Raw genomic sequence first — 18280 nt, forward strand, 5'->3', positions numbered from 1 at the left:
CCGAAGAACCGAGGGACTATTGTTATGAAGAGGTCGATCAAGACCACAACCCTGATGCTGGCGACCGCGCTTGTCAGCCTGGGTGCCCTGCAACCGGCGTGGGCACTGGACGCCGAGGCGTTTCTTGACCGGGTCGAAGCAGTCTACGCCACCATGGGCTATGACTTCCAGTTCGGCCCCGCCACGCTCGAAGGCGACACCATCAAGGTCGACGGCGTCACCCTGACGATGGCCGGCGAGACCGAGCCGACCAAGCTCGAGACTGAACTCACCTTCTCCGGCGTTGCCGAAACCGAAGATGGCGGCTTCACGGCCCAAAGCCTTACCGTCCCCGACATCGATAGCCAGTTCGCCGACGATCCAGAGGGTCGGGTCAGTCTGGTCGACATGAAGGCCGAAGACATCTGGCTGCCCCCGGCCGATCAGGTCTCGCTCGAAACTGGCCTGCAAAGCGTCGCCAGCCTGTCCACCGGCAAGCTGTCGGTCACCCGCAAGGGCGAGGAAGTGATCCGCATCGACGGCATGCAACTGGCGTCCGATTTTTCCTATGACGACGCCGACGCGCTCGAAAGCATCGACACCACATTCTCCGTGTCGGGCATCTGGGCCGACCTTTCGACCGTAGAGGATGAGGACCCTGAATCGGGCGCCATGATCGAAGCCCTCGGCCTCACCACGATCTCGGGCGACATCAACGAGTCAATGTCCTGGTCGCTGGCGGACGGGCACATGGTCATCGACCAATTCCTGCTCGATTTCGCCGACATCGGCTCTCTCGACATCACGGCCGACCTTACCGGCTTCACCATGCCGGTGCTCGAAAAGCTCTATGCGCTGCAGGCGAGTGATGCCGATCCCACCAGCGAAGAAGCCCAGGCAAAACAGATGATGGCCGGCATGGAGATGCTCCAGTCGCTCAGCCTCACCAGCGCCGCCGTGCGCTACGACGATGCGGGCCTCGCCAACAAGCTGCTGGATTTCTACGCCGGCCAGTCCGGCGCTGATCGCGCCACCTTCGTGGCCGGCCTCAAGGCGATGGTACCGGAACTGGTCGGACAGGCCGGTGTGCAGCCTTTGACCGATCTCGTGGTGCCGCAGGTCAACGCGTTCCTCGATGATCCGCAGAGCTTTGAAGTCGCGGTGCAGCCACCCAGCCCCACATCGTTGCTGGTGCTGACTGCGGCTGCAGCCAATCCGGCGGGTCTGATCTCTGCACTGGGCCTCACCGTCTCCGCAAATGCCGCGGCCGAGTGAGGTATGGCTTCACCACCACTTTAGGTGAAGCTTTCACGATTTCATGCCATGCTGGGAAGATGAACGAACTCAGCATGGCCCTGCCCCGCAGTCTATCGCATGTGACCGAATGGGTGTTCGACCTCGACAACACCCTCTACCCGCGGGAATGTAACCTGTTCGCGCAGATCGACGTGCGCATCACAAACTACGTGATGGAACTGACTCAGCTCGATTTTGCTGCGGCGCGCGACCTCCAGAAGACCTATTACCGCGATTTCGGCACCACCCTGAACGGCCTGATGCACCGCCATCAGGTGGACGCGGATCACTTCCTCAACACGGTACACGCCATCGACTACGCGCCGGTGCTCCCGCATCCCGACCTCGTCGAGGCGATCCGTGCCCTGCCGGGGCGCAAGTTCATCCTGACCAATGGCGACACCGGACACGCCCGCAACGTCCTCAAGCGTCTCGGCGGCGACGACCTTTTCGAGCATGTGCACGACATCCGTGCCATGACCTTCGTGCCCAAGCCGCACCGCGAGGCCTATGACGGCTTCTTTCTGCGGCACGGCATCGATCCGCGCCAGGCCGTGATGTTCGATGATCTCGAGAAAAACCTGCTCGTCCCCCACGAGGTGGGGATGGTGACGGTGCAGGTCGTGGCCGGCGACGGCTTCGCCCACGCACAGGTGGATGCCTGGGAACTCGGCCGCGCCCGCGGTCCCCACGTCCACCATGTCACCAGCGATCTGGTCCGGTTCCTGCGCGAACTGCCCTGAGGTTACATGCTGTTGAGGTGCAGGATGTTGCCGTCCGGATCCTTGAACCACACCATGCGAAAATCTCCGGCCCGGTGGATGCCTTCGGCATAGTCCATGCCCTCATAGCGCTCGAAGGTCACGCCCTTGTCTCGCAAATCGGACACGATGGTTTCGAGCTGGTCGCCGACGCCCCAGACCACTGCATTGGCCTTGTTGGTGCCGGCATACTCCGACACGTAGACCACGAGCCTGGTCGCACCGGTGCGGAAGGTGACGACCTGCCCGCTGTCCTCCGTCACCTCGAGCCCGAGCACGTCGCGATAAAATGTCTTGGCCCGGTCGATATCCGAAACGGCGACGATGGCCGAACTGTCCTGATCGCGTAGCATTGGTTGCCTCCCCATGCTTGACAAGCAACGTCATTCGGGTCCGGGCGTTCCTGCAGCTGTTTACAATGCCACCTTCAGCGCGATAGACCAGCTTCTCCATCGGCAAGTGCCGATAAAGACAACGGGCGCAAGGCGCCAAATCCGAGGACATCGCAAATGGAATATCGTCGCTTGGGCAAATCCGGCCTCAAGGTCAGCGAACTTTCGCTCGGCAGTTGGGTCACCTTCTCCAAACAGGTCGATCAGAACGATGCCATCGACCTCATGCGCCACGCCTACGACGCGGGGGTCAATTTCTTCGACAACGCCGAAGGCTACGAGGCCGGGAAGTCGGAAAAGCTGATGGGCGAGGCACTGGCCAAGCTCGGCTGGAGCCGTGACAGCTATTCGGTTTCTTCCAAGGTCTTCTGGGGCGGTCAGAAGCCCACGCAGAAGGGCCTCAGCCGCAAGCACGTCACCGAGGCCTGCCACGCCGCCCTCAAGCGCCTCCAGGTCGATTATCTCGACCTCTACTTCTGTCACCGCCCGGACATCGACACCCCGATCGAGGAGACGGTGTGGGCCATGCACAACCTCGTCACCCAAGGCAAGGTACTCTATTGGGGCACCTCCGAGTGGAGCGCCCAGCAACTAACGGAGGCCTGGGGCTTTGCGCGCGCCAACCACCTCACACCGCCCACCATGGAGCAGCCGCAGTACAACCTCTTCACCCGCGAGAAGGTGGAGAAGGACTACCTGCCGCTCTACGACCTTCTTGGCCTGGGCACGACCATCTGGTCTCCGCTCGCCTCAGGCCTCCTGACGGGCAAATACAATGACGGCATTCCGGCCGACAGTCGCATGAACCTGCCCGGCTATGAGTGGCTCAAGGAGCAACTGCAAAGCGAGGACGGTCAGGCGCGGCTCGACAAGATCCGCCAACTGGCCAAGCTGGCGGACGAGGTGAGCCTCTCCATCACGCACCTCGCATTGCTCTGGTGCCTGCGCACACCGCACGTCTCCACCGTGATCCTCGGTGCGTCCAGGAAGAGCCAGCTCATCGACAACCTCGCCGCGCTGGACCACAAGAGCAAGCTGACCCCTGACGTCATCGAGAAAATCGAGACGATCATCGGCAACAAGCCCGCTGCGCCGCAGCGCTTCTAAGGCTGCCTGCCCTTCCCGCTGCGCTATCTCGATTAGAGGTGCGCAGCGGGGCCGGGGGATACACGGCGGCAGACGCTAATAATCCGTGCGTTTTCCCGGGCCGGCTTCGGCGCTACAAGAAACACCATGACCGATCTTCCCGGCCGGCGCCCGCCTCCCCACCCCGAACAAGCTCCGAGCTTTCGCGAGCGGCTGCAGAATATGCGCCATCTGGGGCGGCTGGTGGCTCAGATCTGGCGCACCAGCCGCTGGCTGACCGCAGCCAGCATTGGGCTGCGTCTCGTTGCCGCCCTTCAGCCGGTGGCAGCCCTCTACGTGGGTAAGCTGATCATTGACGAAGTGGTGCGCCTCACAAGCCTGCCGCCGCCTGGCCCCGGCTTTGGCGATTGGTGGGCCAGCGGCGCGCTGACCACCGTTGTCGAGCTTCTTGCCATCGAGCTCGTTCTGGTCCTCCTGACTGACGTTTTGACCCGTGCCACTGGCCTTGTGGACTCGGTGCTTTCCGAGCTGCATTCCAATACGGTCAGCGTCGAGCTCATGGGACACGCCGCCCGGCTCGACCTGATGCATTTTGAGTCCGCGGAATATCAGGATCGTCTTGAGCGTGCCCGGCGTCAGGCGGCCGGGCGGAACGCGCTATTGAGCCAGATGTTCGGCCAGGCGCAGGACATCCTCACCGTCATCACCCTTGCGGCGGGGCTTTTCGTCTATGCCCCGTGGCTAATCCTGCTTCTGCCGTTGAGCTTCGTTCCAGCGGTCTGGGGCGAAACCCGTTTCAACACCCTGGCCTACATGCTGAGCCGCTGGCGCACCCCGGAGCGGCGCGAACTCGAATATCTGCGGCACATCGGCGCCAGCGCCGAGACGGCGAAAGAAATAAAGCTCTTTGGCCTCGGGGACTTTCTCGTTGGGCGCTTCAAGCTGCTGGCCCACCAGATCTTTCTTGAGAATCGCCGTGTCGCGCTGATGCGGGCCGGCTGGGGTGCCCTTTTCTCAGCCATCGCCAGCCTCACCTATTACGGCGCCTACGGGTTCATCGTCTGGCGCACCATCATTGGAGACTTCTCCATTGGCGACCTCGCCTTTCTCTCGGGCTCGTTCCTCCGCCTCAATGGCCTTTTCCAGAAGATCCTGCTTGGCTTCACGCAGATCGCCGGCCAGTCGCTCTACCTCGACGACCTCTTCTCCTTCTTCGAGATCGAGCCCACCGTGCTCGCGCCGGCGCGGCCAAAGGCATTCCCGGCACCCCTGCGGCAGGGCATCGTGTTCGACAATGTGGGCTTCCGTTATCCCGAGGCCGATCAGTGGGTTGTGCGCAACCTGTCCTTCACCCTGCCTGCCGGAGAAACCCTGGCCCTGGTGGGGGAAAACGGCGCGGGCAAGACGACCATCGTCAAGCTGCTGACACGCCTCTACGACCCCAGCGAGGGCCGCATCACAGTCGACGGGATCGATCTCAAGGACATGGCACCAGCCGACATACACGCCCATGTCGGCGTCATCTTTCAGGATTTCATTCGCTATAGCTTCACCGCCCGCGACAATATCGGCGTCGGACGCATCGAGGCCCGCGAAGACCAATCGCGCATCGATACGGCGGCCGAGCAAAGCCTGGCCGACGGTGTCATCGCCTCCCTCCCCCAGGGCTACGAGCAGCAGTTGGGGCGCCTCTTCAAGCATGGCCGAGACCTATCGGGCGGCGAGTGGCAGAAAGTGGCCATTGCCCGTGCCTATATGCGGGACGCTGAACTGATCATTCTCGATGAACCCACGGCGGCCCTCGACGCCAAGGCGGAAGCCGAAGTGTTCTCCCGCTTCAAGGGGCTAGCGACGGGCAAGACCGCCGTCATCATCTCCCACCGCTTTTCCACCGTCCGCATGGCGGATCGCATTCTCGTGCTCGACAATGGCGCCATCCTTGAGGCCGGCAGCCACGAGGAATTGCTGGCCCTGGGCGGCCGCTATGCCGAACTGTTCGAACTGCAGGCGGCAGGCTACCGGTAAAGACCACAGCAAAATTGAGACTTGCCGTCGGTCAATATATCTGTATATCTCGATATATGGAACAATATGAAGTTATCAGCGCCCTCTCTGCCCTCGCCCAACCGACGCGACTGACCGCCTTTCGGCTGATCGTGCGCCACGGGCCGGACGGTCTGCCCGCAGGCGAGATCGCCCGGCAACTCGAGGTGCCACAGAACACCATGTCCACGCACCTTGCGCAGTTGGCGCGGTCCGGGCTGGTGCTCGCCGAACGGCAGGGCCGCACGGTAGCGTACCGGGCCGATATGGAGCGCATGCGCGGCGTCATCGAGTATCTGGTCAACGACTGCTGCGGTGGTCGGCCCGAGCTCTGCGATCCTCTCATAAACGACATTACGACGCACTGCTCGCCGGTGGAAAAGAGGGCGATGCGATGACTGTCTTCGAACGCTATCTCACCCTTTGGGTCGCTCTCTGCATCGTCGCAGGCATCGGGCTCGGACAGGTCTTCCCCTCCGCTTTTCGAACTCTGTCCTCACTGGAAGTGGCCCAGGTCAATCTGCCGGTCGCGGTGCTTATCTGGCTGATGATCATCCCGATGCTGCTGCGCATCGACTTCCGTTCGCTGGCGCGAGTAGGGCAGCACTGGCGCGGGATCAGCGTCACGCTTTTTATCAACTGGGCTATCAAGCCATTTTCCATGGCCTTGCTGGGTTGGATTTTCATCGGCTGGCTGTTTCGGCCCCTGCTGCCCGATAACCAGATCGATTCCTACATTGCTGGCCTCATTATTCTGGCCGCCGCGCCCTGCACGGCGATGGTCTTTGTCTGGTCCAACCTGACACGGGGCGACCCCGCCTTCACCCTAAGCCAGGTGGCCCTCAACGACGCGATCATGGTGATCGCCTTTGCGCCCATAGTGGCCCTGCTCCTGGGGCTTTCCGCCATCACCGTGCCGTGGAACACGCTGCTCCTTTCGGTCGGGCTCTACATTATCGTTCCGGCAGTTCTAGCGCAGCTTCTGCGCGTCTGGGTGCTCGCGGCCCGTGGAAGAGACCGGCTCGCTGCCATTCTCGGCCGACTGCAGCCCGTTTCCATCATCGCCCTTCTGGCCACGCTTGTGCTGCTGTTTGGGTTCCAGGGCGATCAGATCATCTCCCAGCCTATGGTGATCCTGCTCTTGGCCGTGCCCATCCTCATTCAGGTCTATTTCACCTCCGGATTGGCATACCTCCTCAACCGATGGAGCGGCGAGCAGCACTGTGTGGCGGCACCCTCGGCCCTTATCGGAGCATCAAATTTTTTCGAACTGGCTGTCGCGGCCGCGATTAGCCTCTTCGGCCTGCAATCAGGGGCAGCGCTGGCCACTGTCGTCGGCGTGCTGGTCGAGGTGCCGGTAATGCTCAGCGTGGTCTGGATAGTGAACAGGAGCAAGGGCTGGTACGAAGCAGGCGCGGCCCATAGAGCGAGGACATCGGCAGCATGAGCGTCACCATCTACCACAACCCTGACTGCGGCACGTCTCGCAACACCCTCGCCATGATCCGCGGCGCCGGCATCGAGCCTGAAGTCGTCCTCTATCTTGAGCAGCCGCCGAGCCGGGAGCGGCTGGTCCATCTGATCCAGCAGGCGGGGCTTACCGTCCGGGACGCCATCCGCATCAAGGACACCCCCTACAAGACCCTTGGCCTCGACGACCCCGCGCTTTCGGATGACGCGCTGATCGAGAGCATGCTGGCGCACCCCATCCTCATCACCCGCCCCTTCGTGGAAACGCCACACGGCGTACGGCTCTGTCGGCCATCCGAAGTGGTGCTGGAAATCTTGCCGGAGGCCCGCACCATTCCCTTCACCAAGGAGGATGGCGAAGTGGTGATCGACGCGACCGGGCAGCGGGTCTAGTAGGTCGCGCGCCCGCCGGACAGGTCGAAGACGCTGGCCGTCGTGAAGCTGTTCTCCCGGCTCACCAGCCACGCGACCATCGAAGCCGCCTCGTCCACCTCCAGAAAGCGCCCGCGCGGGATACGGGAGAGCATGTAGTCGATGAATTCGTCCGTCAGCGTGTCGAGTATGCGGGTCTTGGCTGTGGCGGGCGTGATGGCGTTGACGGCGATGTCATGTTTCGCGAGCTCTTTGCCCAGCGACTTCGTCATGCCGATCACACCGGCCTTCGCCGCCGCGTAGGCAGAGGCCGTCGGGTTGCCTTCCTTGCCGGCGATGGAGGCGATGTTGACGATGCGCCCGTAATTGCGCGCTTTCATGCCCGGCACCACCACACGGTTCACATAGAACGTGCCGTTGAGGTTGATGTCGATGACACGGCGCCATTCTTCCGGGTCGTAGTCATCGAGGAGGGCGTTATTGCCCGCGACACCGGCCGAATGCACGAGGATGGACACGGGCCCAAGCGCCGCCTCGGCCCCGGCAAGGGCGTGTTCGAGGCCCGCCAGATCGGTAACGTCTACCATTTGGGAATCGGGGCTACTGCCCAGGGCAGCAGCAGCCTTCTCCAGCGCCCCAGCCTCTCGATCCCAGAGACTGACGCGGGCTCCCGAGGCCAGCAGGCGCTGCGCGATTGCGAACCCCAGTCCCTGCGCCCCGCCTGTTACGACCGCAACCTGCCCGTCGAGATCGATTTTGTTCATTCTGCCCTCACCTGGTCCGCTGCATATCGTGCGGCCGCGAGCCCCGCTGCGCGTCCGGTGGCCCAGCACGCCGTCAGCAGATATCCCCCCGTCGGCGCCTCCCAGTCCAGCATTTCACCCGCGACGAACACCCCCGGCAAGCCGGCAAGCATGAAATTCGTCTCGACGCCACTCCATGAGACGCCTCCAGCTGAAGAAATCGCCTGCTCGATCGGTCGTGGCTTGGTGAGGGAAAGCGGCAAGGCCTTGAGACGCTCAGCAAGGCCCGCCGGATCAAGCGCACCGGGGTCCTCCACACACTCGCGCAAAAGGCCGAGCTTGACGGGATCCAACCCGGCCCCCTTGCGTAGCCGGTTGGAAAAGCTCGCCTTGGCAGGCTGTCGTGCGAGATCGCGCGCGAGCCGCTCGGCGCTGCGTCCCGGAACCAGATCGAGCACCAGCGCTGCTCTGCCGCTTGACTCCAACTCATCGCGCAGAGCAGCAGCGTGGGCGTAGACCAGGCTGCCTTCGACACCCCACTGGGTCACCACGAACTCGCCCGGAAGGATGCCCGCCGCACTTTTCGCGGTGACGGCCTTGACCGGCGCGCCCGCGAAACGATCTGCGAAGGTGGAACTCCAGGCAACCTCGAAGCCACAATTGGCGGGTCTGAACTGGTCTACGGGCACGCCCTTCTCGACCAGCCAGGGCACCCAACGTGCATCCGACCCAAGCCGCGGCCAGCTGGCGCCCCCCAGCGCCAGAACGACGGCATCCCCGCCCTCGGAAACCTGCCCTTCCGGTGTTTCGAACAGCAGGGCATCATCCTGCCAGCCGATCCACCGGTGGCGGGGCCTGAACACGACGCCGGACCTGCCCAGCCGCTGCAGCCAGGCGCGAAGAAGGGGCGAGGCTTTCATACTTGTTGGAAAAACGCGGCCGGATGACCCGACGAATGTCTCGATGCCGAGTTCCGTGCACCAGTCGCGCAGCGCCGCGGCGTTGAAGGCACCAAGCGCCGACGCCAGATGCGGTCGAGCCTGGCCATAGCGCCCCATGAACCGCTCTTGAGGCTCGTCATGCGTGATGTTGAGGCCCGATTTGCCGGCCATCAGCAGTTTGCGCGCCAGGCTCGGCATGGCATCGAAAACCGTGACCTCCGCCCCGGCGCTAGCCGCCGCTTCGGCTGCCATCAACCCAGCCGGTCCACCCCCGACGATGGCGATCCTAGGCTTTGACACGCACGCTCCTCGAGAAAGACCCTGCAGCCAAAAATGCTGCAGGGTCTTCTAGCGCAGTTCCCGCTCGTTTGGCAGGACTTAGCCGGTGGTGCCAGGTGCCTCATCCAGCACGGCCGCCAGAAATTCCCGCGTCCGATCCTCATTGGGATCGGTGAAGAGCTCTTCCGGCGTGCCTTCCTCACGAATGCGGCCGCGGTCGAAAAAGCAGACCCGGTCGGAAATTTCCTTGGCGAACCGCATCTCGTGCGTCACCAGCAGCATGGTCAAGTCATGTTCGTCGGCCAGCTTTCGGATGACGTTGAGCACCTCGCCCACGAGTTCCGGATCCAGCGCCGAGGTCGGCTCGTCGAACAAAAGAATGTTCGGCCGCATCGCCAAGGCCCTCGCAATGCCTACACGCTGCTTTTGCCCACCGGACAGTTGGCCCGGATATTTCTGGGCCTGATCCGCCAGTCCCACCAACTCGAGCAGTTCTTCTGCCCGCTGCCTGGCCTCCTTCTTGGACAGGCCCAGCACCTTCACCGGCGCCTCTGTGATGTTGCGCAGCACCGTCATGTGCGGAAACAGGTTGAACTGCTGGAACACCATGCCCAATTGCGTCCGCATCTTGCGCAAATGGGTTTCGCTGGCCGGCTTGAGCGTCCCGTCCGGCGCTTTTTCGTGCCAGAGCGGCTCGCCGTCGACGGTCACGACGCCGCCGTCGATGCCCTCCAGCGTCATCAGGATGCGCAACACCGTCGACTTCCCGGACCCGGAGGGACCGATGATGGAGACCTTCTCCCCCCGCTGCACCTCGAAGTCGAGCTTGTTGAGCACGGTCAGGTCGCCGAAGCGCTTGACCACCTTGTCGAACTTGATGATCGGATCGGTCATTTGAGAGGGATCCCTTCCTTGGGCAGCCAGGTGTCCACCAGGCGGACGCCCGCTGAAGCCACCAATGTGGTGATGAGATAGAGTGCCCCCACCAGCGAGAGCGGAATGAGATAATCGAAAGTGCGGTCGCCCACGATCTTGGCGACGTTGAGCATTTCGAGCACGGTCACCACCGAGAGCACCGGCACGTCCTTCATGATGGACACCAGATAATTGCCCATTGCCGGCACGATGCGCGGTATGGCCTGCGGCACGATGATGTGCGTGAACGTGCGCGCCGACGAGAGATTGAGCGCCCGCGCCGCCTCACGCTGGTCCGCTCCAATCGCCTGCAATCCGGCGCGATACACTTCGGCCGTATAGGCGCTGTACTGAATGCCGAGCGCCAGCGCGCCGGTCATGAAGGCGGGCAGCACGATGCCGTATTCGGGCAGGACGTAGTAAAGGAAGAAGAGCTGCACCAGCAGCGGCGTGTCGCGGATGAACTCGATGACCACGCTGACGGGCCAGGAAATGATGCGCGAAGGCGCGGCCTTGAGGACTGCCCAGACAAGGCCGAGCACCAGAGCCAGCGCAAAGCCCACGACGGTCGCCTGGAGCGTCACCAGAAGGCCGGTGAGCAGGATGGGCAGGATGGAAAGCGCGAACGCCAGTGGGCTCGAAAGGTCCCATTCAAATCCGAACAACATGATTTAGCTCCCCGCCATGCGCCAGCGGCTGACATAGGCCTCGAGCCCGCGCATGAGCGCGGTCAAAACAAGAGCCATGCCGAAATAGGCGACCAGCAGCATCGAATAGATGGTCGTGCTGTCCTGCGTGAAGTTGCGGATCTGCTCGGCGCGGAAGGTCAGATCCCCGAGACTGATCAGCGAGACGAGTGCGGTATCCTTGAGGTTCTGCACCGCCAGGTTGCCGAAGCTCGGCATCATTTCGGGGATCGCCTGCGGAATGGTTATGGTCCAGAGCGTCTGGCGCGAGGTGAAGTTGAGCGCCCGTGCGGCCTCGTGCTGGTCCTTGTGCACCGATTGGATGGCGCCCCGCACCACCTCGGCGCCATAGGCGCCGATGTTGAGGCCCAGCGCCAGCACCCCGGCCATGACGGGGGGCAGCCTGAGATCAATCCCCAAAGCCATGCCTGCCAGCGGCAGCGCGAAGTACAGCCAGAATAGCTGCACCAGCAGGGACGTTCCGCGGAACACCTCGATATAGGCGACCGAAACGGCCTTGATGGCCCAGTTGGACGACAGTTTGCCGATGCCAGAGGCAAAGGCCAGGATGGCGCCCAGAATGGTGGAATAGACGGTCAGTTGCACCGTCACCCACGCCCCTTCAGCCAAGGGGCCGAAATACTCAGTCCAATGCATGGCAAATGGCCTTCATGGTGAAAACGCGTCTCGGGCAGGCGCCGAAGCACCCGCCCAAGACAGCAGGATGGAGCGCGATGCCTACTCGGCTGCGCAAAGCTCTTCGGTGGTGTGGTGGCTCGAGCCATCGACGTCGGCCTGGGTAAAGCCGTAGCCGGTCAAAATGCTGGCCCACTCGTCCGTCTGCTTGAACTCGGCCAGTTGCTCATTGACCGCATCGCGCAGGGCTTCGTTGCCCTGGGCAAAGGTGAACCCGCCCCAGCTGCGCACTTCCTCGCCGTCGATGACCGGATCGACGAAGTCTTCAGCGAGTTCCACCTTGTCGCTCTGCTGGGCAAGACCGCTGGCCGTCAGGCCCGTGGCAGCGTAGGCGTCAGCCCGGCCGGTCGACACGGTCGAGATGGCGTCGGCATTGGCGGCGATCGTCACGATGTTGCTTTCAGGCACGCCGAGCGCCTGCATCATGTCGAGCTGGTCCGCACCGGCCATGATCGCCACCTTCATGTCGCCTTCGGCAAAGTCGCTATAGCCGTGGACATCCTTGGGATTGCCGGCCGCGACCAGCAGCCCCTCACCATAGGAAGAGTTCGGCTCGGAAAAGAGCACCTGCTTGCACCGGTCGGGCAGGATCGCCATTTCGGCGGCGACCATGTCGAAGCGGTCGGCCTGCAGGCCCGGGATCAGCGAAGAAAAGTTTGTGGTGACCCACTCGATGTTCTCGACGCCGAGCTTGTCCATGATCGCCTTGGCGACATCCGGGCCGGCACCCTTGGCTTCCCCGGTCGGGTCGACATAGCCGTAGGGGATCTCGTTGGCGACCGCGATGCGCACGGTGCCCGACTGTTTGATCTCCTCCAGCGTCGCAGCGCTGACGGCCGTCGAAGCGAGCGCCGCGGCGGCAATGGCGGACAGCGTCATGACGGCGGTTTTTCCGAATTTGGTCATGTGTGTTCTCCTAGGTTTCTCTCTTCGGGCATGGAACCGGCTGGAGCCCATCCAATCAGCCGGCTATTGGTCAGGCGGCCGCGATGAGCGAGGCCACCATCTGGTCTTCCACGAGCCCCTTATGAAGGGCCCGCACGGTCGTTTCGAAATCTTCGGGTTCCACCACGACCTGCAAGTCGATCTTGCGCATGAGGTCATGCACGCCGAGCGGCTGAATATGCGCCTCGGCAAGCATGGTCATGGCCTTGGCCAGGATCGGTGCTCCGCCCAGATTACGCCCAATCGCCGACACCAGAGCCACCTTGCGCAGGGACATCTCGGCCGCCGGGAATCGCGCCGAAAGGTCGGCTTCCACCCGCTTGATGGCCTGCATCGAGCCGCGCAGGAAATGCGTGATGGTATTGGCGTTGGAGGTCTTGGCGATGATCCAGACCTTGTGGCGCTTGAGCGCCTCGAGGATCTCGCTGTCGTACCCCTTCACCCCGACCATGTCCTGGTCGTAGAACTGGAAGGCGTAGACATTGCGCAGGCCGGTGACGATCTCCACCTGCGGGTCCTGACCGCCCAAATCCGAACGGATCAACGTTCCTTCATGGTCCGGCTCGAAAGCATTCTTGACCCGCAGCGGGATGCCGGCCTGGCGCAGGCTCTTGGCCGCCCGAGGGTGAATGGCTTCCATGCCCATATTGGAAAGCTGGTCGGCCACGTCGTAGTTGGTCTCGCCGATGACGCGCACGGCTTTTTCTCCCACAACCCGCGGATCGGCCGTCGAGAGATGAAACTCCTTGTGGATGATCGCCTCGCGCGCCTTCGTGACCACCGCCAGGCGCGACAGCGTCACTTCGCTGTAGCCGCGGTCATAAGTCCCCATCAGCACTTCGCTGCATTGGGCATAGCCCGTCACGATGGGCAGTTCCGAGCTCAGATCCACATCGGACAGTGCCCGTTCGAGCGCGGTGTCGAGGTCCATCTGCCCCGTTTCCCGCCATCCCGTCAGGTCCACAAGCCGCGATCGCACGCCGTGCAGATTGAGGAGGAGGCTGGTATTGAAGGCAGAATGCGCCTCCCCCAGCGACGCCAGCATTTCGCGCACGGTCAGCAGGTGCTGTTCGAGCTGGAAGTGCCCGAACGAACACAGGCGCTGCAGGTCGATGAGGCACGAACGCACGCCTTCGACCCGCTCCCGCGCGAAGCGGTTGGCGCTCTGGCGGGCGCTGTCGTCCGAAAAGATGCGCTCGTTATGGGCATACATCTTGTCGGCCACGGCCGTCAGTGCGTCGCCCCAGACCCAGCCGCTTTCGGCGCTGGCAAAGAGAGCATAGACTCCCGGCTCGCCGCTTTTCTTGTGCTCGAGCAGGTCATCGGTCATGCCCGCATAGGCAGACACGACGAAGATGCGGTTATAGAGATCCTCGCCCGTTCGCTTGCCGATGAGCACAGTGTCGAGCAATTCGGCGGTGCGGCTCATCGATGTGCCGCCGATTTTCTCGACGGTATGGCCGGCTTTCGTCGTCTTGGTCATCTGGTCTCCGGCCACCCCACAAGGGCGGCATCATTTTGTCCAAACTCGAAACTGTCGGCGGCCCCTACGCGAGCTTGCCGGTTTCGATGCTGATGGGAGCTTTCGGATCGCGCGAACTGAGGAAAGCCGGTCGCGGTGCCTTGGCCGCGAAGGGCGCGCCGACGCGATTGGACCAGGCGTTGTAAACGAAGAAGGCGTTCGAGCGCGGGTTGGGGGTGATGTTGCCGTTCGATCCATGGATCGTGTTGCAGTCGAACAGGATCACCGTGCCCGCCGCGCCGGCCGCATATTCGATGCCGTGCTTCCTCGACATTTCTGTGAGGCTCTCATGCGAGGGGACGCCGATTTCCTGCTTCTTGAGCGAGGTCTTGTGGTTGTCCTCGGGCGTCTCGCCCGCACAGGCGACGAACGTCTTGTGCGTCCCGGGCATCAGCATCAGCGGCCCATTAAGCGCGTCGTTGTCGGTGAGCAGGACGGAGGCCGAAATCGCCCGCATGCGCGGCATGCCGTCCTCGGCGTGCCAGGTCTCGAAGTCGGAATGCCAGTAGAATTCCTTGCCCGTAAACCCCGGCTTGTAGTTGAGCCGGGACTGATGGAGATAAACCTCGTCATCGAGTAGAAAACTGACAGCCCCCGCGATGCGGCTGTCACGCGCCAGCCGGTCGAACAGGGCGTTCTCTTCATCGAGCCGGAAAACGGTCCGAACCTCGTTGGAGCCGGGCTCGGTGATGACGTTCTGGGCAGAGAGCGTAGCCTCGCCGGACCGCATCCTGCTCGACTCGGTCTGCAGCGCCGCAATTTCGTTTGCGGAGAAGACGTTCTTGAGGACCAGAAAGCCATTCTTGTCGAAGCTTTCGGTCTGGGCGCGCGTCAGCGGCGCCTCCGGAGACCACTGGCCCCAGACGGTCGGGTCCTTGCGCTCGAGCCATTTTTCCTTGGCCAGGCGCGTGGGGTAGCCATCGTGATTGGCGGTATCGAATGCCGTGTTCGTCATGGTCATCGCCTTGAAGTATCGGAAATTGAAAAATCGGAGGCTCAGGCGTCTTCGAGCACCGGTGCGTAGGAGCCGTCCTCGCGGTGCACTTCCTGGCCGGTCACCGGCGGATTGAACGCGCAGGCGAGCACCAGCTCTGACTTGGCAGACAGGCGGTGCCGGTCATGCAGGTCGAGCGCGTACATTACCCCCGGCCTGATCTCGTGCACGGTGCCGTTGTCGAGTTCCTCGATCGAGCCCTCACCCGAGATGCAGTAGACGCTCTCGAAGTGGTGCTTGTAGTGGAACACGTGGGACGTCCCAGCCTGGATGCGGGTGATGTGGAAGCTGAAGCCCATCTTGTCGCTCGCCAGAAGCAGCCGGGTGCTGTCCCAGCCATCGGCCTTGACGAGCCGATCGGTCTGACGAGCGCTATCGAGTTCACGAACGATCATGGTTGGATATCCTTCTTATTCGGCAGCAGCGCGTTGCATCCCGAGAACTGCGTCGAATGCGTCCTCCAGGACGTCCAGCCCGGCCGCCAGTTGATTGTGGGAAATGGTGAGCGGAGCCAGGATCTTGACGACCTCATCGAAGCTGCCCGAGGTTTCGATGATGAGGCCCTTGGCAAAGCAGGCCTTGCAGATCTCGGCGGCCCTTTCGCCCGATCCGGCATCGACGCCGATCATCATGCCGCGACCCTTGACCTTGAGGTCGTGCTGTTCGGCGATGGCGGAGAGGCGTCCGGCGAGATAGCTCGCCTTGCTTTCCACCTCCTGGCGGAACGCGTGGTCCGCCCAGAATTTTTCCAGCGCCGCTGCCGCCGTGATGAAGGCGTGATTGTTGCCGCGGAAGGTGCCGTTGTGTTCGGCCGGCTTCCAGATGTCGTGTTCGGGCTTGAGCAGTGTCACCGCCAGGGGCAAGCCCATGCCGGAGAGCGACTTGGCCATGGTGACGATGTCGGGCGAAAGCCCCATGCCGTCGAACGAGAAGAACCCGCCCGTGCGGCCGCACCCGGCCTGGATGTCGTCGATGATGAACAGCGCGCCGTGCCTGCGGGCAATGGCCTCGATCTTCCTCAGCCACTCGGGCGAGGCCGCATTGAGGCCGCCCTCCCCCTGCACGGTCTCGAGGATGATGGCTGCCGGCTTGTCGACACCGCTCGATGGATCGGAAAGATCCCGCTCGAGCAGGTCAGCCGTGTCGATGTCCGGACCGTAGTAGCCATCATAGGCTGCGCGCGAGACACCCGTGAGCGGAGTTGACGCTCCACCGCGGTGCTTGCCGTTGCCTGTTGCAGCCAGCGCGCCAAGCGTCACACCGTGAAAACCATTGGTGAAGGCAATGACGTTGGTGCGGCCTGTCACCTTGCGCGCGAGCTTCAGGGCCGCTTCCACGGCATTGGCCCCGGTCGGACCAGTAAACTGCACGTGGTAGTTCATGTCTCGCGACTTGAGGATGTACCGCTCGAACGCCACGAGGAAGTTCTGCTTGGCGTCGGTGAACATGTCGAGCCCGTGCGCGATGCCGTCGCCCGAGACGTAGTCGATGAGCGCCGCCTTGAGATCGGGATCGTTGTGCCCGTAATTGAGCGTCGAGCAGCCAGCGAGGAAATCGGTATAGGCCTTGCCGTGAACGTCGTAGATGGTCGCCCCGACAGCGCGGTCAAAGACCCTGGGAAAGCTGCGCGAATAGGAGCGGACGCGGCTCTCCACGCGGTCAAACGTCGTCTTTGGCGTGATCGTGGTGGTCGTCATATCTCGTCTCCCGCAGGATTTGGGTAGAAAGTCAGGCGTCGCCGCTAAGGCGCGCGACGCGGTCGTGTCGGAATGGGCCGATCGAAACGGCGTATTCGGTCTCGTGCCGGCCGCCGAAATGGGCATCGCGCAGGAAGTGCTCGACCTGCTGGAGCTGCGCGTCGAGCCGGCGGGCGATGCCGGTGAACAGGCTCCAGGACGCTTCATTGTCATGCGTGATCGTGCAATCGACATGCGTGACCCCGGCACAGACCGGGCGGTGCAGCACGTTGCCAACCAGCCGCCTGGCAAGCCCCTGCCCCTTGGCAACTTCGGCCACGCAAACCTGCCAGACGAAGTAGGTCTGCGGCTGCTCGGGCGGAACGTAGCCCGACAGCCACCCCACGACCTCGTCGCCATGGATCGCGATGGCGCAGGTGCCGGCAAAGTGCGAGCACTGCAGCAGATTGCAGTAGAGCGAATTCTCGTCGAGTGACCCGCTCGCCCTCACCAGAGACCAGACGGCGTGACCGTCGGTCGCCTCTGGAGGACGGATTCGCGCTGGTTGCTTTTCAGCTGCCTGCCGCCGCAACGCGCCGGCATCGTGCAGCACCGAATTGCCGTACACCATGGGATCATTAGTTAGATGAAACGAACTACATGCGCAACCGTCAAGCCAGGCAGGTCGTTCCCATCAACATGGAAGTTTCGTTTTACCGCTGCATTTTCAGAAGGATAGGGCAGAACAATTCTTTCCAGGCAATTTGGATCTGCGAGCGACCTACCAAGGTGATCGAACTGATCATTAGCTTTGCCTAACTATAGCCCACTTTTTTGCCACCTTTCGTTTCCGTGCCGCCAACCGTAGTGTGAGGCACCATTGGCAGATGGGTGTATCGTGGAAGACCGCACAAAACTGGCCCTGACGGCCATGCGCAAAATCTTGAGCGCCACCGAACGCAACAGCCGGCAGCTGATGCACGAGACGGGGCTGACGCCCTCGCAACTGGTCTTCATGCAGATGCTGGACGGAGGCCGCGAAGAGACAGCGGGCCACATCGCCTCGCGCATGGGGATCACCCAGGCAACAACCACAGCGCTGCTTCAGAAGCTTGAAAGCGTCGGCATGATACAGCGCCGGCGCGGGGAGAAAGACCGGCGCCAGGTGTTTCTATCCCTGACCGAGAAAGGCACGAGCGTTCTTGAAATTGCACCGGACGGGCTACACGCCAAGTTTCAGGACCACTTTCTTGCCCTGCCCGATTGGGAGCAACACATGCTCATAGCGTCCCTCGAGCGCGTCGCTGCAATGCTCGAAACAGATGGGGAGCCTGCGGCGGCGGTGCTCGATGCCCGGGCCAGCCTTGCCGCCGAGCACTGACTGCTGCCACCCGGCCAAATCATGGTGAATTCAGCAACCTCTCCAACCGCCGCGCATTCGCACCACAAAGGCGGGTGATCGCGCCCGATAGCTGGAGAGAACA

Annotated in this window: 20 protein-coding genes; 8 read left to right on the forward strand and 12 right to left on the reverse strand. The window is 62.7% G+C overall.

Features of this window, described 5'->3' with window-relative positions; all coding sequences use genetic code 11:
* The first annotated feature begins 24 nt into the window (after nucleotides 1–24).
* Both IC608_RS15675 and IC608_RS15680 read left to right on the forward strand, forming a co-directional pair.
* Nucleotides 25–1254, forward strand: coding sequence for a hypothetical protein (locus tag IC608_RS15675; RefSeq protein ID WP_191777470.1), 1230 nt, complete (start codon nucleotides 25–27; stop codon nucleotides 1252–1254).
* A 74-nt stretch (nucleotides 1255–1328) separates the two neighbouring features.
* Nucleotides 1329–2018: a pyrimidine 5'-nucleotidase gene (locus tag IC608_RS15680; protein ID WP_191777472.1), complete on the forward strand. Its 690-nt coding sequence runs from the start codon at nucleotides 1329–1331 to the stop codon at nucleotides 2016–2018.
* A gap of 2 nt (nucleotides 2019–2020) precedes the next feature.
* Here the strand turns inward: IC608_RS15680 and IC608_RS15685 are convergent, their stop codons facing one another.
* Nucleotides 2021–2389 carry a VOC family protein gene (locus IC608_RS15685; protein WP_191777474.1) on the reverse strand — a complete coding sequence of 123 codons (369 nt, stop codon included), beginning with the start codon at nucleotides 2387–2389 and terminating at the stop codon, nucleotides 2021–2023.
* A 156-nt stretch (nucleotides 2390–2545) separates the two neighbouring features.
* Here IC608_RS15685 and IC608_RS15690 point away from each other — a divergent pair, with 156 nt between their 5' ends.
* The 5 genes from IC608_RS15690 (at nucleotide 2546) to arsC (ending at nucleotide 7420) form a co-directional block, all read left to right on the forward strand.
* Complete coding sequence (locus IC608_RS15690; RefSeq protein ID WP_191777476.1) at nucleotides 2546–3535, forward strand: potassium channel beta subunit family protein; 990 nt, start codon at nucleotides 2546–2548, stop codon at nucleotides 3533–3535.
* A gap of 126 nt (nucleotides 3536–3661) precedes the next feature.
* A complete protein-coding gene (locus IC608_RS15695) occupies nucleotides 3662–5539 on the forward strand; it encodes an ABC transporter ATP-binding protein (protein ID WP_210316380.1) in 1878 nt (625 codons plus the stop codon).
* Nucleotides 5540–5595: 56 nt separating this feature from the next.
* Nucleotides 5596–5955 carry an ArsR/SmtB family transcription factor gene (locus tag IC608_RS15700; RefSeq protein WP_191777478.1) on the forward strand — a complete coding sequence of 120 codons (360 nt, stop codon included), beginning with the start codon at nucleotides 5596–5598 and terminating at the stop codon, nucleotides 5953–5955.
* Entirely contained in the window at nucleotides 5952–7004 is a 1053-nt protein-coding gene (gene arsB / locus IC608_RS15705; RefSeq protein ID WP_191777480.1) for an ACR3 family arsenite efflux transporter, read from the forward strand. Before IC608_RS15700 ends, arsB begins: the two co-directional genes overlap by 4 nt.
* Nucleotides 7001–7420, forward strand: coding sequence for an arsenate reductase (glutaredoxin) (gene arsC / locus IC608_RS15710; RefSeq protein ID WP_191777481.1), 420 nt, complete (start codon nucleotides 7001–7003; stop codon nucleotides 7418–7420). The genes arsB and arsC overlap by 4 nt, the downstream gene beginning before the upstream one ends.
* Here arsC and IC608_RS15715 read toward each other — a convergent pair.
* The 11 genes from IC608_RS15715 to ectA all read right to left on the reverse strand — a co-directional run bounded on the left by IC608_RS15715 (nucleotide 7417) and on the right by ectA (nucleotide 17427).
* The gene (locus IC608_RS15715; RefSeq protein ID WP_191777483.1) at nucleotides 7417–8163 is read right to left on the reverse strand and encodes an SDR family NAD(P)-dependent oxidoreductase; all 747 of its coding nucleotides are present in this window, start codon (nucleotides 8161–8163) and stop codon (nucleotides 7417–7419) included. The genes arsC and IC608_RS15715 overlap by 4 nt on opposite strands.
* Nucleotides 8160–9383, reverse strand: a complete 1224-nt coding sequence (locus IC608_RS15720) for a TIGR03862 family flavoprotein (RefSeq protein ID WP_191777485.1) — start codon at nucleotides 9381–9383, stop codon at nucleotides 8160–8162. Before IC608_RS15720 ends, IC608_RS15715 begins: the two co-directional genes overlap by 4 nt.
* 78 nt (nucleotides 9384–9461) lie before the next feature.
* Nucleotides 9462–10256, reverse strand: a complete 795-nt coding sequence (gene ehuA / locus IC608_RS15725) for an ectoine/hydroxyectoine ABC transporter ATP-binding protein EhuA (RefSeq protein ID WP_210316381.1) — start codon at nucleotides 10254–10256, stop codon at nucleotides 9462–9464.
* Nucleotides 10253–10945, reverse strand: coding sequence for an ectoine/hydroxyectoine ABC transporter permease subunit EhuD (gene ehuD / locus IC608_RS15730; RefSeq protein WP_191777487.1), 693 nt, complete (start codon nucleotides 10943–10945; stop codon nucleotides 10253–10255). Before ehuD ends, ehuA begins: the two co-directional genes overlap by 4 nt.
* 3 nt (nucleotides 10946–10948) lie before the next feature.
* Nucleotides 10949–11620 carry an ectoine/hydroxyectoine ABC transporter permease subunit EhuC gene (gene ehuC, locus IC608_RS15735; protein WP_191777489.1) on the reverse strand — a complete coding sequence of 224 codons (672 nt, stop codon included), beginning with the start codon at nucleotides 11618–11620 and terminating at the stop codon, nucleotides 10949–10951.
* A gap of 81 nt (nucleotides 11621–11701) precedes the next feature.
* A complete protein-coding gene (gene ehuB, locus IC608_RS15740; RefSeq protein ID WP_191777491.1) occupies nucleotides 11702–12565 on the reverse strand; it encodes an ectoine/hydroxyectoine ABC transporter substrate-binding protein EhuB in 864 nt (287 codons plus the stop codon).
* Nucleotides 12566–12635: 70 nt separating this feature from the next.
* The gene (locus tag IC608_RS15745) at nucleotides 12636–14087 is read right to left on the reverse strand and encodes an aspartate kinase (protein WP_191777493.1); all 1452 of its coding nucleotides are present in this window, start codon (nucleotides 14085–14087) and stop codon (nucleotides 12636–12638) included.
* 64 nt (nucleotides 14088–14151) lie between these two features.
* Nucleotides 14152–15081 (reverse strand): ectoine hydroxylase, encoded by a 930-nt coding sequence (gene thpD, locus IC608_RS15750; RefSeq protein WP_191777495.1) that lies wholly within the window; start codon nucleotides 15079–15081, stop codon nucleotides 14152–14154.
* A gap of 41 nt (nucleotides 15082–15122) precedes the next feature.
* Nucleotides 15123–15515 carry an ectoine synthase gene (locus IC608_RS15755; RefSeq protein ID WP_191777497.1) on the reverse strand — a complete coding sequence of 131 codons (393 nt, stop codon included), beginning with the start codon at nucleotides 15513–15515 and terminating at the stop codon, nucleotides 15123–15125.
* 15 nt (nucleotides 15516–15530) lie between these two features.
* Nucleotides 15531–16817 (reverse strand): diaminobutyrate--2-oxoglutarate transaminase, encoded by a 1287-nt coding sequence (gene ectB / locus IC608_RS15760; RefSeq protein ID WP_191777499.1) that lies wholly within the window; start codon nucleotides 16815–16817, stop codon nucleotides 15531–15533.
* Between the two features lie 31 nt (nucleotides 16818–16848).
* The gene (gene ectA / locus IC608_RS15765; protein WP_191777501.1) at nucleotides 16849–17427 is read right to left on the reverse strand and encodes a diaminobutyrate acetyltransferase; all 579 of its coding nucleotides are present in this window, start codon (nucleotides 17425–17427) and stop codon (nucleotides 16849–16851) included.
* 249 nt (nucleotides 17428–17676) lie between these two features.
* On the opposite strand from ectA, the gene IC608_RS15770 reads away from it, so the two are divergent.
* Nucleotides 17677–18177: a MarR family winged helix-turn-helix transcriptional regulator gene (locus IC608_RS15770; protein ID WP_191777503.1), complete on the forward strand. Its 501-nt coding sequence runs from the start codon at nucleotides 17677–17679 to the stop codon at nucleotides 18175–18177.
* Nucleotides 18178–18280 lie beyond the last annotated feature (103 nt).

The sequence above is a fragment of the Devosia oryzisoli genome (assembly GCF_014837245.1).
In the GTDB taxonomy this organism is placed as follows: domain Bacteria; phylum Pseudomonadota; class Alphaproteobacteria; order Rhizobiales; family Devosiaceae; genus Devosia; species Devosia oryzisoli.

Excerpts from the sequence above, each read along its gene's own strand:
- IC608_RS15675 (WP_191777470.1), top strand. The coding sequence starts at position 25 with ATGAAGAGGTCGATCAAGACCACAACCCTGATGCTGGCGACCGCGCTT.
- IC608_RS15680 (WP_191777472.1), top strand. The coding sequence starts at position 1,329 with ATGGCCCTGCCCCGCAGTCTATCGCATGTGACCGAATGGGTGTTCGAC.
- IC608_RS15685 (WP_191777474.1), bottom strand. The coding sequence starts at position 2,389 with ATGCTACGCGATCAGGACAGTTCGGCCATCGTCGCCGTTTCGGATATC.
- IC608_RS15690 (WP_191777476.1), top strand. The coding sequence starts at position 2,546 with ATGGAATATCGTCGCTTGGGCAAATCCGGCCTCAAGGTCAGCGAACTT.
- IC608_RS15695 (WP_210316380.1), top strand. The coding sequence starts at position 3,662 with ATGACCGATCTTCCCGGCCGGCGCCCGCCTCCCCACCCCGAACAAGCT.
- IC608_RS15700 (WP_191777478.1), top strand. The coding sequence starts at position 5,596 with ATGGAACAATATGAAGTTATCAGCGCCCTCTCTGCCCTCGCCCAACCG.
- arsB (WP_191777480.1), top strand. The coding sequence starts at position 5,952 with ATGACTGTCTTCGAACGCTATCTCACCCTTTGGGTCGCTCTCTGCATC.
- arsC (WP_191777481.1), top strand. The coding sequence starts at position 7,001 with ATGAGCGTCACCATCTACCACAACCCTGACTGCGGCACGTCTCGCAAC.
- IC608_RS15715 (WP_191777483.1), bottom strand. The coding sequence starts at position 8,163 with ATGAACAAAATCGATCTCGACGGGCAGGTTGCGGTCGTAACAGGCGGG.
- ehuA (WP_210316381.1), bottom strand. The coding sequence starts at position 10,256 with ATGACCGATCCGATCATCAAGTTCGACAAGGTGGTCAAGCGCTTCGGC.
- ehuD (WP_191777487.1), bottom strand. The coding sequence starts at position 10,945 with ATGTTGTTCGGATTTGAATGGGACCTTTCGAGCCCACTGGCGTTCGCG.
- ehuC (WP_191777489.1), bottom strand. The coding sequence starts at position 11,620 with ATGCATTGGACTGAGTATTTCGGCCCCTTGGCTGAAGGGGCGTGGGTG.
- ehuB (WP_191777491.1), bottom strand. The coding sequence starts at position 12,565 with ATGACCAAATTCGGAAAAACCGCCGTCATGACGCTGTCCGCCATTGCC.
- IC608_RS15745 (WP_191777493.1), bottom strand. The coding sequence starts at position 14,087 with ATGACCAAGACGACGAAAGCCGGCCATACCGTCGAGAAAATCGGCGGC.
- thpD (WP_191777495.1), bottom strand. The coding sequence starts at position 15,081 with ATGACGAACACGGCATTCGATACCGCCAATCACGATGGCTACCCCACG.
- IC608_RS15755 (WP_191777497.1), bottom strand. The coding sequence starts at position 15,515 with ATGATCGTTCGTGAACTCGATAGCGCTCGTCAGACCGATCGGCTCGTC.
- ectB (WP_191777499.1), bottom strand. The coding sequence starts at position 16,817 with ATGACGACCACCACGATCACGCCAAAGACGACGTTTGACCGCGTGGAG.
- ectA (WP_191777501.1), bottom strand. The coding sequence starts at position 17,427 with ATGGTGTACGGCAATTCGGTGCTGCACGATGCCGGCGCGTTGCGGCGG.